The sequence below is a fragment of the Nitrosomonas ureae genome (genome assembly GCF_001455205.1).
Classification (GTDB): domain Bacteria; phylum Pseudomonadota; class Gammaproteobacteria; order Burkholderiales; family Nitrosomonadaceae; genus Nitrosomonas; species Nitrosomonas ureae.
This window is the reverse complement of the sequence record NZ_CP013341.1, coordinates 2315847-2330552: the sequence shown is the minus strand read 5'-3', so window position 1 is coordinate 2330552 and position 14706 is coordinate 2315847. Positions and strand designations below refer to the sequence as shown.

The window sequence follows — 14706 nt, the reverse complement described above, 5'->3', positions numbered from 1 at the left end:
TCATAAATTAATAATCGTGGCGCTATTGTATAAAGGTTGAGCAATGAATAATAATGATGAATTTTAACATTCCAATTAGGTTACCTTATAAATGATCGAACACAGTCACCTCAAAATCATCCAAGCACTCCATACCAATGGCACGCTCACAGAAGCCGCCAATGCGCTATGTTTAAGTCAACCCGCCTTATCGCATCAGATTGGTTATCTGGAAAAAAAACTAAACATTCCATTATGGGAACGTGATGGTCGTAGCTTGCGTTTGACCCAAGCGGGTAAACTCCTTCTGGAGGTAGCCAATCAAGTGTTGCCAGTTCTATCGCAGGCAGAGAAAACTCTCGAAGCCTACAGTGAGGGTCGGCAAGGTATTTTACGTATCGGTGTGGAATGCTATCCCTGTTTTGAATGGCTCACGGGAATGATCGGCCAGTTCATGCGGGAAATGCCCGAGATTGATATCGATATTGTGCAAAAATTCCAATTTACCGGATTGGAAGGTTTGCTCAACCATCATATTGACGTCCTGATCACACCTGATATAGTCAAAAAAGAAAGCATCATTTATGAAATTTTGGCAGAGTATCAGCTGGTACTGCTGATATCTGCTGATCATCCATTAGCAGGTATACAGTATTTAACACCTGAGCACTTGAGCAAGGAAAACTTGTTAACCTTCCCAGTGCCTCTGGAAAGATTGGATATTCTGACGCATTTTATGGCGCCTGCACAACTTGAACCAAAGAAATTAAAACCGATTGAATCACTGGAGATCATGCTGCAAATGACCGCATTAAACCGCGGCGTCTGCGTACTGCCGGAATGGCTGGCTGATATTAAAACCCAAAATCTTGGCTTAAGAAAAATCCGTATTAGCAAACAAGGGTTGTATCAGAAATTGTTATTGGCAATGCGGGAACCGGATAAGATCATTCCTTATATCCGGAAATTTATTGCAGTCGGGCAAAAAATTGCACAAAATTCGCCTCTATAAAATCTTATTCTGAACCGCTATCCCAAAATACTCTGAAAAATATTGATAGTTCAATGAATTATTTGAAAGCAAAATTCGGCGTACATAATCACAAAATGATGAGATTAGCTACCCACTTAATTTACATGAACAATATGTTGATAAGGTTGCTGAAATTTGCCGCTTCTAGACTATGAACAATCATCACGACTTTCAAGCATGACACAATCCGATAATCGTACGGGCGATCCCAATAGTCAGATTTGTTTTGCATTGAAAGAGTGTTCTCTCGGTTCTATTCTGGTCGCCGCCAATAAGATCGGTGTTTGTACAATTGCATTAGGAAACGATGCGTATACATTAACCCATGATTTGCAAGACCATTTTCCACATGCTGAGCTTGTCAATGACAACAACGAATTCGGGCAACGGGTTGCTAAAGTGGTTGATTTTATCGAAGCCCCAGTCATTGGATTAGCCTTACCATTGGATATACGCGGCACTGCATTTCAGCAAAAAGTCTGGCAGACCTTACAAAAAATTCCCATCGGAAAACAGATGAGTTATACGGAAATTGCACAATGCATTGGCACGCCAAAGGCAATGCGTGCAGTAGCTAACGCTTGCGCAGCCAATATCTTGGCAGTGGCTATTCCCTGCCATCGCGTGGTCAGATCGGACGAAAGTTTATCCGGGTACCGCTGGGGTGTAGAACGCAAAGCTGAATTATTACGGCGGGAAAGTTCGTCATGAGCACCTCTGCCTACCAATGTAGATTACCATTGCCGGAAAATTACCGGCTATCGGATATATTGTCATTTCATGGTCGAGACAAATGGGATGTAGCTGAAACCGTACATGATAACTATTTTTCCAAGGGCATCATATGGTACGACACGCCGGCTTGTTTGAGCATCCGCTTTCAGCCGCTATACGCCGAAATTGAATTGTGTATCGATAAACAGTTAAAAACTTTTTGCCCAGATACATTTCACAGTATGGCAATACGCATGTTGGGTTTAAATCAATCGGTTAATATATTCGAGGATGAATTTAGAGAACATGCTCAGCTGGGAAGTCTAATAGCAAAGCAATCCGGGTTGCGAGTTCCCGTTTCGGCAACGGCATTTGAAGCTTTGATTTGGGCTATCACCGGTCAGAAAATCAGTGTTTCCGCCGCTCTGGCAATCCGCAGGAAATTGATACAGTTAATTGGATTACGTCATTCTGGCGGGTTGTATTGCCATCCGAATGCCCAACATTTATCGGATTTAAGTATCAGTGATCTGCGTCAGGTTGGTTTTTCTCAAAGCAAAGCACAAACCATACTCACTGTTAGTCAGCAAGTGATATGCAACGAATTAGAACTAAGTTCGACATATGCAGAACCACCCATTGAGCACATTCGTCAGCAATTACTGCAAATACGTGGTATCGGTCCTTGGACTGTCGACTATACACTATTACGCGGTTACGGCTGGCTCGACGGCTCGTTACACGGCGATGTCGCAGTACGACGGGGCTTGCAAATATTATTGAATAATGAATCGATAAACGAAAACCAAACCCGGCAATGGCTGGAAAACTTCTCACCGTGGCGGGCTTTAGTAGCCGCACATTTATGGAATATGGAATAAAGCGAGCAGCTTTGGAAATATCACAAGGCGCGCTACTGAGACATCCATTAACCCTGCTTCCTGAATAATAAATTAGCCCATCACTGAAAATTTCAGCGATGGGCTACGCAACTCACTCCAACTACTAGATTAGTTCGTTTTCATACGCTGCGATGATTCCGGTTAGCGTCGATCCCGCAGTTAATGCTTTGGAAACATCATCGGTTTCACTGGCTTCTCTCAGATCTTGCAATGCATTTTGTACTTTTACACGCTCCAGAGTACCTAAGCGCAACTCCAGATCCGGTAGAAAGATATTGATATACAAAGAAACTCGCTCAGAGGCCACCAGAGCCTGATTCCTATCAATTCCAAAAGTCGATTCAATGATGCTGATATTTCTATTGACCTGACCAATAATTCCTTTGCTGATCTCAATGACGATTTCATTTGCGACCACATTAGCCAAGTCGCCCGTCAATTGAGTCTTAATCAAATTGTTACCAGCAGGATTATCCGGGGCAATAAAGCTCTCGACAATACGGTAGAAGAATTCACCTTCGATCTGTTTTTCTCTTGCTTCTGTTGCATCCGTATCCCGGCTCGCAATAATTCCTTCGATTTCGCGCAATACGCCGATTAAGAAGCTTCTCGCCAATGGAACGACGATGTTTTCACGCGCAATCGCAACATTGAGGCGATCATCCTCATTTAAATTGCTTAATGCCTCTCTTCCTTGCACAAACGCCAAAGTGATCTGATCATCCAAGTCGGGATTACTGCCATCCTGGAGTGTTTGTTTATCCTCCGTAAGTACCTTGTTGACCCTGCCGGCAGTGCCAGCAATCGCACTATAAGCTGAATTGGCTCTATCCCACTCGAGCGCCAGCTCATCAGTTGATAAACCATCAAAATTTTCAATCACGAGCGTCGTTCGGTTATAAACAACAAGAGCAAATACGCGTTGCAATGATTTATCGATGATCTGCAACGAAAAGGGAATTTCATTTCCCGCTTTGACCGACTCAATTGCAGCCGAAACATCTGCATCAATCGATGTAGCGTACGTTTGATCAACCAGTTGGGTCAGTTGTTGCAATTCCCCTGCATAGGCAGCTTCGATTGCTGCTCCATTAATCGTAGTTTCTGCACGTAATTCACCAATAGTTTTGAAACTTGCGACTGCGTTATCAATCAGCGCTGTTTCAGTGGTAGCGCTATATTTAACCAAGTTCAGTTCAGCTTCATAGCTATCCAGAATCCCTGTTATCGCATCTCGTGCCACTGCCGAATTAGGCACACTGTTTTCACTGCTTGCAGTTTGCAGATCGCTTAATGCAGTTTCTAGATTACCACGTACTTCCGCACCCAATCTTAATTCCAGATCCGGTAAAAGAATTTTGGCAAATGCCGCTGTTCCCGAAGCTTCCGCCATCGCTTGAACACGGTCTACGCCAATACTCTCTGCCTGACCATTCATTTCACCTTTCACTCGACCAATGAATCCTTTACTCAATTCACTGACAATCTCGTCGGCCACAACATCTGCAACATTTCCTGCCAATTGAGTTTTGATCAATGCATTGCCGGTCGGATTATCGCGCGAAACCAGCGATTCGATAATGCGATAAAAAATCTCCCCTTCTTTTAATTGTATTCGTGCTGTAATTAAATCTGAATTTCTATTTTCAATAAGACCTCTCACCTCGCGCAACACGCCTATGTAGTACGCACGTGCTAATGACATCCTCGTAACATAACGTTCAACAGCGACAGTGGCGAAATCTTCGTCAGGATTGGTTTTATTCAGTGCAGTCCTGATGCGTCCCAATGACTCAGTAATTTGAATATCCAAGCCGGGGTTGCTACCTTCTTCGATAGACTGTCTATCTGCACTCAGCACCTCGTTGGCTCTGGCAGCCGTACCTGAAACTGCTTGAAATACTGCTTCGGTTTCATCCAGTATCCGAATTAATTCTTCAGATGTTGAGGAATCAAATAGATCTCGTATCGTTGTGATACGGTTAAAAAAGCTTTGATAAAAAACACGCTGTAAAGTCTTATCGATTACCTGTCCTGCCAAACTAGGTTCATTATTGCTTTTAATTTCTTCAATTGCCGCCAGGATATCGCTATCCAGCTTTAATGAATTAATGGTATCAATTTCTTGTGTCAGCGTTTGCAGATCGCCTGCATAGGCTGCAGCGATAGCGTCGCCATTAATCGGCGTTTCTCTACGCAATGTTCCAATGGTCTGAAAAGCCGTTACAGCCGATTGAATAGTTTGAATATCAGCCGCAACAACGCTTGCACTGCCTATCACGAGCGCAAGAATAGTTGAGCTCATGATCAATAATTTCCTTATTGAAATCATGAGGTTTTTAGATAGAAACATTATTAGGAGCCCTTTCATAAAATTAAACAATATAAATACGAACATCAATGATAATTATTATTATTTATAAAATCAATTTATATCTTATCAACAGTCTTTTGATATTACTGTTTACTCGTTAGAAATTTGCAATCAAGGTCGCGCGAATGGCTATTGGTGAACCCGGTGTAATGTTATTGTTGTTGTGTACCGAAGCAAAATAATTGGCATCAAATAAATTCTCAATATTTAACTGACCGCGAAACCGTTTGGTAAACTGTGCAAACAATGCCGCATCAACTCTTGTAAAATCAGGAATTCTGACCGTATTATCGGCCGAAGCAAACATTTCACCACGATAAATCACGCCAACCGCCGCTCCCACTTTAGGAGTAATATCGTATCGATTCCAGGCGGAGAATGTATGCCGAGGAAGCTCCCCTACCGTAGCTCCTTTTTTTGCCACTCCGGGTACTTCACTGGTAAATTCACCGGTTTGATAGGCATAACCGCCCATTACACTCCAATCTGAAGTCAATTGACCATTGAGACTGATTTCTACACCTTCTGTACGCTGCCCCTTAGCTAAAAAGGTTCGTGTCGGATCATTCGGGTCAGCCGTGATCACATTGGTCCGATCCAGTTGATAAACAGCGCCTGTTAATGCCAAATCGGGACGGATATCCCATTTAACTCCGGTCTCCAGTGTCGTGAATTTCTCCGGCCTAAGCGTATCGACTGTCACGTTCAAGGATGTCAATTGATCGCCAGCACGCGGCACATAAGCCTGACTGTAACTGGCATAAAAAGAAACCGGCTCAATAGGTTTATAAATAACCCCAAAGCGCGGAGCGATCAAATCATCCCTTGTTTTCAAGTGGTCTCTACCCGCATTCCTCTGCCGGAAATCCACCTCAAACATGTCATAGCGCACGCCTGCAATTAATTGCAGCTGCGGCAGCAACTCAATCTGATCCTGGATATATAAGGATGTAACGTTGACAATACTACGATTATGCGCATCCGTATCTCGGGTTAAAAAATCCACAGGTGCGTTCGTAATTGGATTATTCAGGGGCACCCGCAAATTGACTTGCGACACATCGTTATTAAAAAAACCGTTCTTTCTCTGATTGTGAGTTTCCTGACGCCCCACCTCGATACCTGCCATCAATGTATGTGAAATCGGCCCGGTGTTGAGTGAATAGAGCAGATTTGTCTGATTAAAAACATTCTCACGCGTTGTTTCGTTGTTATATGCTCCAAGCGATATCAATCCGGCAAACACCTGACTATTGGCAAAGATATTTTGGTAGAACTTATCATACGTTGTATAGTTCGTACGATTCTGCAACGTAACTCCGGAATCAAATTTGTGCTCGATGAGAGAATTGAACGAAAGCACATTAATATTCGCATTACTGCGTTTCGGGTCGCCAAAAAACTGAGATTCATGCACATTGACAGGCCGTCCTAAGAATGAAGGAATGCCTCGATCAGCAGTACGATCATCGTGAAATCGCTCCATGCCTGCAACTATCTTGGTGCGATGTGTTGGTTTGATCGTAATGGTCGGAGATATTCCAAGACGCTCCATATTGACTCCATCACGAAAACTGCCAGCATCTTCGTACAGAGCATTCAAACGAACGGTAGCCACATCATTAATAACATAGCCGACATCAGCAGTCATTCGTTTCTGATTGAATGAGCCTCCTTGAAAAGTAAACTCCCGAACTGGATCCCAGTTGGCCTGCTTCGACACACGGTTTACCACACCACCCGAACCGCCACGGCCAAAAATCATTCCGTTAGCGCCTTTGAGTACTTCAACACGCTCAATATTGTATAAATCGCGATAAAATTCGGCATCATCCCGTATACCATCAATAAAAAAATCTCCGGTCGAACGATTACCGCGAAAAACCAACGCATCACGATTGCCTTCTCCCTGTGACACACCAACACCGGGTACATAGCGAACTGCATCGCCCAGACTACGAATTGATTGATCTTTAATCAACTCATTGGTTATTACTGAAATGGCTTGTGGAACATCGCGCAATAAAGTATTGGTTTTTGTCGCTGTAGTGGTGCTCATCGCCGTATAACGACTCGTACTATCGGCAGTGATTTTAATTAAGGGCAAAGTAACGATCGATTCAGCACTTGAACCTGAACCTGATTCGACTGGTTGTACTGCAATAATATAACCCTCAGCTTGCTTATTTATTTGTAATCCAGAATTCTCAAGCAATTGATTCAAAGCCGACTGAATTTCAAAATTGCCATCGAGTCCAAAAGTCACTTTTCCCTGGAGCAAAACAGGATCGGCAATCAGCTTAATTCCCGACTGTTCCACAAACTGATTGACAGCATCTTGCAAAGAGCCGGCTGGAATACTGAAGGTACGTATAGTTAAAGGAGTATTTATTGATTCTGCAAAACTTGATTTTGGAGGAAAAGTTAGCGTCAAACCGAAATTTAACAATACTGCATAGAAACAGACACACTTAACAATCCTGCGGATAATCATAATGAATTAAGACACAAATATTTTGCTATTTTAGCAAGCACTTTGAGGTATTTTATGTAATATAGCAGCGCTATTTAATGAAGGATGAGTATTACACAAGGAAAATAAGCACGCAAATATAGATAATCGTTTGACCGAACCTGGATCTAATTTCTACGGATTCAATTTCTACTCTTTAGGGCAAAAATTGATTGAAATATGCAGGCGCATATTTGCTGCTCATAGCGGTGCGCTTTTTCAATACAAATCAAGATATTCTTGGCACAAAAAAGATTTAAAATATACTGAAAACGGTCTGATAAGATAACAATGCTATTGTAGCATCTTTCAGCCACGCCACTTTGAAGCTACCCGACACTCATTCCTACTATGCAGCATTTTCACACATGCAAGTCGATTGAGTAGAAAAAGATTGAGATACCAGATCTTGCGTCTGGGATTTTTGCTCCAGCGTTTGATCCAAGACCTGTTTGACATGGCACGCACATAAACCACACTGCTCCGTAACACCGAGGCAAGCCTTTAAATCTCTCATCCGGTCCGCACCCTGATAAATTGCTTCCCGCAATGCTCTTTCTGTAACTCCTTTGCAAATACATACGTACATATCGAATACCCTGTAATCTAAAGTTCAGTTAAATTTATTATCAAACAAAACAAAGATCAAAGAATTATTAATAATGAGAATGATTCTTAATTATACCGAATTAATTGTAAAAAGCAACTTATTTCGATAACTACTACTCAGCAATATATGGTTGAACAGTCTTGTGTTTAGACTTTGCAACCAATAAAAACTATTGAGTCAATACAAGACATATAGGATACTAGCTAACTTCTGATTTAAGCGCGTAAACACCACCACTCAGCGCATAACTTTCTATGGTAAATAATCCTAATTTTCACGGGTAATTTAATGTTCATTAGCGTTCTTGATCTTTTCAAAATAGGTATCGGGCCATCGAGCTCGCATACTATGGGTCCTATGGTCGCAGCCAAAGATTTTCGTGACCGTATCCAGATTTACGTTTCCGATCACAAGATTCCATCCTTTCTGCAAGTTCGTTGTACTTTGCGAGGTTCTCTGGCTTTTACCGGCAAAGGTCATGCTACCGATCGAGCTGTAACTTTAGGCATGCATGAATACACACCGCAAGGATTAGCCAAACTGAATGTTAATGAGTTATTTGAACAACTTTGGCAACAAACAACGATTCAGATCCAAGAGTCCATCACAATTCACTTCAATCCGGCAGAAGATATTATCTTCGATCGTGGAGAACCTTTGCCAGAACATCCCAATGGCATGATTTTTCAACTGTTGGACGAAACTGGCAAGACGTTGTTAACCGAAACCTATTTTTCTATTGGCGGGGGGTTCATCACCACATTACCGGAAATTGGCAAACTTGTAGCACCAATTAAAATAGAAGCAACCAGCTCCTGTGGTTTTCCTTTTGATTCAGCTAATCTGATGATGAAAATGTCAGCCGATAGCAATTTATCAATTTCCGCCATGAAGCGCAGCAATGAGGTAGAGCGCATTAATGAGAAAGAACTCAATGCAGGACTGGATGCAATCTGGAACGCAATGCAAACTTGCCTGGAAAATGGATTGATCGCGGAAGGCCGGTTACCCGGCGGTTTAAATATTAAACGGCGCGCGCATGCATTGTTTGAACAATTAAAGAGCAATCCTCAAAAGGCCAACTTAAATGACTGGCTATGCGCCTATGCCATGGCGGTTAATGAAGAAAATGCAGCCGGACATATGGTGGTTACCGCACCGACCAACGGTGCAGCGGGCGTAATACCAGCCGTTATTTACTATGCAGTAAAACATGAAGGTGCAACGCTGGAACAAGTACGGGATTTTTTGCTGGTAGCTGGGGCGATCGGAGGGTTAATCAAACATAATAGTTCAATCTCCGGGGCGGAAGTTGGGTGTCAAGGAGAAGTAGGCTCAGCTTCGGCCATGGCGGCGGCAGGTTTGTGTGCTATAAAAGGTGGTACTACACAACAAATTGAGAATGCTGCTGAAATTGCATTAGAACATCACTTAGGCATGACTTGTGATCCTGTGGGCAGCCTGGTTCAAGTACCATGCATAGAACGCAACGGATTCGGAGCCATTAAAGCATACACAGCAGCATCCCTGGCAATTCGCGGCGATGGCCAACATTTTATGTCATTGGACAACTGCATCACCGCGATGAAACAAACCGGATTGGAAATGTCAGTAAAATATAAGGAAACCTCACTGGGCGGTTTAGCTGTCAGTATTACGGAATGCTAATCAACCTTTATTGCTACCGTTACAATTTGCTGATCATATTACGCACCCTTCTAACAACTAAGAAAACTCCAAGCACTACGACCGGAATCGCAAACCCGGTCAGCAATTCTACATTGATATCATGCTCTGCTGCCTTAAACGCTTTTAATCCGTAACCGATGATACCCAGCAGATAATAACTCAATACAACTACGGACAAGCCTTCAACCGTTTCCTGCATACGCAGTTGTACGCGCGCCCGATTATCCATGGATTTAAGTAAATCACGAATCTGCGCTTCCATGGATAAATCTACCCGTGTGCGTAATAACGCCGATGCGCGCCCCAATCGCATCGATAGCGTTTCCAGCTTAGTATGAACTAGCTCACAAGTCCCCATTGCCGATGACAAACGCTGGATCATAAACTCCTGCAACATTTGCAAACCTTCAATCCGCTCCTTGCGTAACTCTGCAATGCGCAATTTTACAATATCATAATAAGCCCGAGACGCATTAAAACGATGACTGGTTTGTGCAGATAGGCGCTCTGTCTCTGCTGCCAAAAGAGTTAATTCATTAAGTAAATGTTGTTCGTCTTCAATACTGGTCAATATCACATTATTAGCAGTTAATTCGGCCAAACGCTGATCTGCACGAGCCAATTGCGGAATAATTTTGCGGGTAACGGGTAATGGCAACATCGCCAACATGCGATAAGTTTCAATTTCAAGAAGACGCTGTACCAAGCGTCCAATTTGACGACTGCGCAAATTCTCATCATGAATCAAGATACGACCGAAATTATCAGAATGAATCTGATTATCACTCCATACACTTGCGGCACCTCCTGCCACTCTGGAACCAATTACAGTCCCAGAAGCGAATAGCGCTGATAATTCATGCAAGCTGCGCTTGGGTCGTGATCGATCCTCCAGGGCAATATGCGTCGCAACTAGAAGTTCACCGGGTAAGCTGGCCAACCACTCCTGTGGTACATATGTAATCGCGGGATGCTCAAATGGAATATCAAACACTCTCACACGATAAACTGTATACGTCGAATATTCGGTATGACGTTCCCACCTAAGGCGAAACTCACCAAAATCCGCACTAAAATCATTCTCATTCGAATTGGGTGGGTTTATATTATAACGCCCACATAACTGGCAGATCAGCTTTCGCTCCTGCTCGATCCATTCTCGTTCAGACATCAGTACCAGATGTGAAAGCTCAAAAGGCGGCGCCAATAATTCGTATGCCACCGCATTCAATTCAGCATGCAGCTCTTGTCTTTCAGGATATTCGGGAATATTCAACGGCTTTTCTATTGCAGGCAGATTTGATTCAGTTAATGAGGACTGGAAAGTAAATAGATTCATAAATCACTTAGCTAGGTTTACCAACATGCAGCATACCTAATTTATTAAAAAAAGAATAAATCTTTTACGCAAGAATAATTTTCTCAAACCTAAGCTGTTACAGGATGCTTTTGCAGGCCAATATTGAAAATCTAATGAAGAGAATTATGTGATAAAAAGATCAACGTTCAAGTGAACGTTGATCGACTAACTATCAGGAAGGCAAACAAAGTCTAACACGGCAAATGTGAAGTATTTGTGATAAAAGCATAGACGACTTAAAGTTACATGACAACGGATTCCCATTATCGCTTAGTATTCAAAATACCAATGGGTACATTTTTTATGATGATCTGTGTATCATAAGCTGCATTATCTTAGATTCTTTTTGGAAACGCTCTCTAATCACTGACAAACCAGATTAAACAGGAAAACTTATGGGTGCCATTTTCTTTTATATTTTTATTTATTTCGTTGGATATTATGCATCTAATGTACTGAATATGTTGACAGTTCGACCATTTATCACAAACCGCTATATAGCTGCATTACTACCCGTATATGGCGTTGCGCTAACACACGCTTATGTAATCGTTAGTAGCCCACCTCCTCAAAGTGCAGACATGACTGTCGAATACGCATTGCTGGTGTTCATCACTTTACCGGTTGTTATAGTGACACTGGGTGCTGTATATTTCATGTGGAATAGTAAAGGTAAGCAAGATGATAGCTCGGATGAAAATGCATTTGATAATGCAAGCAAACCATCTGAAGCTGCCCACAATGAATTCACTAACCAGAAAGAAGAAATACAATCTGAAGTTGATTCAGTGACAAAGGAAAAAGAAACTAATCACAAAATGTAGAACAGCACTAATAACAATAAAAAAATCTAATGCGAGTATCCCACTGATACTATAAAACTTCCGCATAGTCTAAACATACAACAAGCCAAAGCTGAAAAATTGATACTAGGGATACGATGGCCGGTCGACAATGACGTGTTCTTTTTGTGCACTCAGTGTGCCCTGTTCAATAATCGCCAGTGTCAATCGCGAAATTGCCACACGCTTATTTGTATCTTCTTCGATAATATCTGTTTGCCAGACTTGTGTACGCCGACCAGTATGCAAGGGTGTGCAGATACCGATAACATGGCCTTTGGTAATCGCTCGGATATGATTAATATTTAATTCCAGCCCAACCGCACGGTATTGCTCCGGATTTATTGTCATCCAGCCAGATACACTGCCTAAAGTCTCAGATAACACACAACTTGCACCTCCATGCAATATACCAAATGGCTGTGTCGTACGTTTATCGACTGGCATGCGTGCTTTCAAAAAATCCATGCCCAATTCAATAAACTGAATGCCAATATGTTCTCCCATATTGGCATTCCGCAAACCTTCCAGATACTCAATAGTGTAATCTTTAAACCAAATCTTAGTCATTGAACACTCCTTTTTAATCTTTTGATAACGGATAAGCTCAATGATACAGAATCGTATCAGTATTGGAACTTTCCAAGTATATTCACACTCTCCACTTAGCAAGCCAACAGCTAATAACTTTCCCGGGCTGAAAATTATATAATTTATTGATAAGTCTCAGCATACTCTGATGAGAGTAAAAAACGTAACCAGGATAGTTTTCGATATGAAAAAGGATTGTTGATTTGTTTCTTTGACTTTAAATTATGCTAAATATTTATCTTTAAAGTCTTCTGAATGCACGGGCCTACCGGTAAGGTATCCTTGAACTAAATTACAACCTTCTTGCTTCAAAAATCCTAATTGCGCATCATTTTCTACGCCTTCTGCAACAACCATCAGATTTAAGCCTTCTGCCAAGCTCAGAATGGTACCAATGATTGCCATGTCTTTAGCACAATTTATCACATCATCCACAAATGATTTGTCAATTTTCAATACTGATAAGGGAAATTTCTTTAAATAAGCCAATGATGAATAACCAGTGCCAAAATCATCAATAGCAATTTTTACTCCCGCCACATGCAGTTGAGTAAGAATCTCACCGGATCGCTGTGGATTCTCCATCAGCACACCCTCCGTGATCTCTAGCATAAGGTTCTGTGGTAATAAACCGGATTCACTCAGCACCCCATTGATCATTTCCAGAAAATCTTCCTGAACAAACTGACGTGGAGATACATTAACAGAAATATAAAAATCTTTAAGGCCTGCATTTTGCCATTGTTTCGCTTGATAACATGCACTTCGCAAAGCCCATGCACCAAGAATTTTAATTAAACCGCTATTTTCTGCCAATGGAATAAATTTTATCGGTGGAATAAAACCTTGATTAGGATTTTTCCAACGCATCAAGGCTTCTGCACCTCTTAATTGACCAGTTTGTGCACAGAAAATCGGTTGATAGTGCAACATAAATTCACCATTCTCAATCCCTTGATACATAGCGGACTCCAATGATAAATCGCTTCTCTCACTATCATCAACTTGATCGCTATAAATTTTCCAGTGATTCTTGCCCAGTGTTTTCGCTCTATACATCGCGACCTCGGCGTGCCGATATAAATGTGAAGCACTGCTTCCATGCTCTGGATATAAGGATATACCTAAGCTTGCGCTAATATGAAGGGTGTGTTCACTAATACGAAATGATTGCTGTAATGCCGTCAATATTTTTCTTACGATCATCTCAATATTATTCTGCCCTACTCCTATCATTATCATAGAAAATTCGTCATCACTGACACGTGCCACAGTATCACTACGTCTGACGCAATTTTGTAGACGCTCTGCAACACCCCTGATTAGCTCATCACCAATACTATGTCCCAGCAAATCATTAATTTTTCTATATCCGTCCAAACTTATTACCACCAATGACAAAAAGCTTTTCTCTCGCTGCGCAGTTTGAATATTCATACCAATACGGTCATCGAGTAATACCTTTCCAGGTAATCCTGTCAAGGTATCGTGTGTTGAGAAATAAGCCAGGCGAGTCTCACTTTCCTTCCAATGTGTAGCATCGAATGCAATAACAATATATTGATCGTCCACTAATCGATGAATGTAGCAGTCAACCCATATCGGCAGCATGAGCTGGCGTAGAACGCGACAAATAAGAGTCTGTTTCTCGCCAGTCTTCCTTGCCTTTTCCTGAGCATCCCAAAATAATGCTATATCTTCAGGTTGAATGTATAACCCAATCGACTCATGAAGCAAACCCTTAGATAATTGTAAAAATTCCTGTGACGATTTGGATGCTTGTTGAATAATTCCTTGTGCATTAATGCACACGGCAAAATCACATATATCTGATAGTAAATTGAAAGAAACGCGTGAATTCACTAAAAGAGCTCCATATATGTCGAAATGTTGATTTTCTTAGAAACTATACTTCGTAATTATTCTTGACTAACAAGCATACTTCTTCACACCTAGGCTTTTACTTTTTCAAATTAAATTAAAAAGCTAAGTAGTAAATTGAACATTACGGCTTAACAAGTTGATTTCTTGAGATCAAGTTATACTGATTGCAAGTACAAGAAGTAAAAAGTTAGTGGTGTAACCTTGTATACATAAGTT

General features: G+C 41.6%; 11 protein-coding genes. 5 read left to right on the top strand and 6 right to left on the bottom strand.

What is annotated here, in order from left to right; all coding sequences use genetic code 11:
* Positions 1–91: 91 nt before the first annotated feature.
* The 3 genes from ATY38_RS10660 to ATY38_RS10650 all read left to right on the top strand — a co-directional run bounded on the left by ATY38_RS10660 (position 92) and on the right by ATY38_RS10650 (position 2607).
* A complete protein-coding gene (locus tag ATY38_RS10660) occupies positions 92–991 on the top strand; it encodes a LysR family transcriptional regulator (protein ID WP_062559286.1) in 900 nt (299 codons plus the stop codon).
* A 198-nt stretch (positions 992–1189) separates the two neighbouring features.
* On the top strand, positions 1190–1723 hold the full coding sequence (locus ATY38_RS10655) for a methylated-DNA--[protein]-cysteine S-methyltransferase (protein WP_062559285.1): 534 nt from the start codon (positions 1190–1192) through the stop codon (positions 1721–1723).
* A complete protein-coding gene (locus ATY38_RS10650; RefSeq protein ID WP_062559284.1) occupies positions 1720–2607 on the top strand; it encodes a DNA-3-methyladenine glycosylase family protein in 888 nt (295 codons plus the stop codon). Before ATY38_RS10655 ends, ATY38_RS10650 begins: the two co-directional genes overlap by 4 nt.
* A gap of 124 nt (positions 2608–2731) precedes the next feature.
* Here ATY38_RS10650 and ATY38_RS10645 read toward each other — a convergent pair whose 3' ends face one another.
* The 3 genes from ATY38_RS10645 to ATY38_RS15530 all read right to left on the bottom strand — a co-directional run bounded on the left by ATY38_RS10645 (position 2732) and on the right by ATY38_RS15530 (position 8103).
* The gene (locus ATY38_RS10645) at positions 2732–4933 is read right to left on the bottom strand and encodes a hypothetical protein (protein ID WP_235590258.1); all 2202 of its coding nucleotides are present in this window, start codon (positions 4931–4933) and stop codon (positions 2732–2734) included.
* Positions 4934–5099: 166 nt separating this feature from the next.
* The gene (locus ATY38_RS10640) at positions 5100–7346 is read right to left on the bottom strand and encodes a TonB-dependent siderophore receptor (protein ID WP_235590256.1); all 2247 of its coding nucleotides are present in this window, start codon (positions 7344–7346) and stop codon (positions 5100–5102) included.
* A gap of 517 nt (positions 7347–7863) precedes the next feature.
* Positions 7864–8103 (bottom strand): (2Fe-2S)-binding protein, encoded by a 240-nt coding sequence (locus tag ATY38_RS15530; RefSeq protein ID WP_074702162.1) that lies wholly within the window; start codon positions 8101–8103, stop codon positions 7864–7866.
* Between the two features lie 309 nt (positions 8104–8412).
* Between ATY38_RS15530 and ATY38_RS10635 the strand changes: the two genes are divergently transcribed.
* Positions 8413–9792 carry an L-serine ammonia-lyase gene (locus ATY38_RS10635; protein WP_062559281.1) on the top strand — a complete coding sequence of 460 codons (1380 nt, stop codon included), beginning with the start codon at positions 8413–8415 and terminating at the stop codon, positions 9790–9792.
* A gap of 19 nt (positions 9793–9811) precedes the next feature.
* On the opposite strand, the gene ATY38_RS10630 is transcribed toward ATY38_RS10635, so the two are convergent.
* Positions 9812–11152 carry a DUF3422 family protein gene (locus ATY38_RS10630; RefSeq protein WP_062559280.1) on the bottom strand — a complete coding sequence of 447 codons (1341 nt, stop codon included), beginning with the start codon at positions 11150–11152 and terminating at the stop codon, positions 9812–9814.
* Positions 11153–11568: 416 nt separating this feature from the next.
* Here ATY38_RS10630 and ATY38_RS10625 point away from each other — a divergent pair, with 416 nt between their 5' ends.
* The gene (locus ATY38_RS10625) at positions 11569–11997 is read left to right on the top strand and encodes a hypothetical protein (protein ID WP_062559279.1); all 429 of its coding nucleotides are present in this window, start codon (positions 11569–11571) and stop codon (positions 11995–11997) included.
* 105 nt (positions 11998–12102) lie between these two features.
* Here the strand turns inward: ATY38_RS10625 and ATY38_RS10620 are convergent, their stop codons facing one another.
* Positions 12103–12585 carry a hotdog fold thioesterase gene (locus tag ATY38_RS10620; protein ID WP_062559278.1) on the bottom strand — a complete coding sequence of 161 codons (483 nt, stop codon included), beginning with the start codon at positions 12583–12585 and terminating at the stop codon, positions 12103–12105.
* Between the two features lie 243 nt (positions 12586–12828).
* A complete protein-coding gene (locus tag ATY38_RS10615) occupies positions 12829–14469 on the bottom strand; it encodes a putative bifunctional diguanylate cyclase/phosphodiesterase (protein WP_062559277.1) in 1641 nt (546 codons plus the stop codon).
* Positions 14470–14706 lie beyond the last annotated feature (237 nt).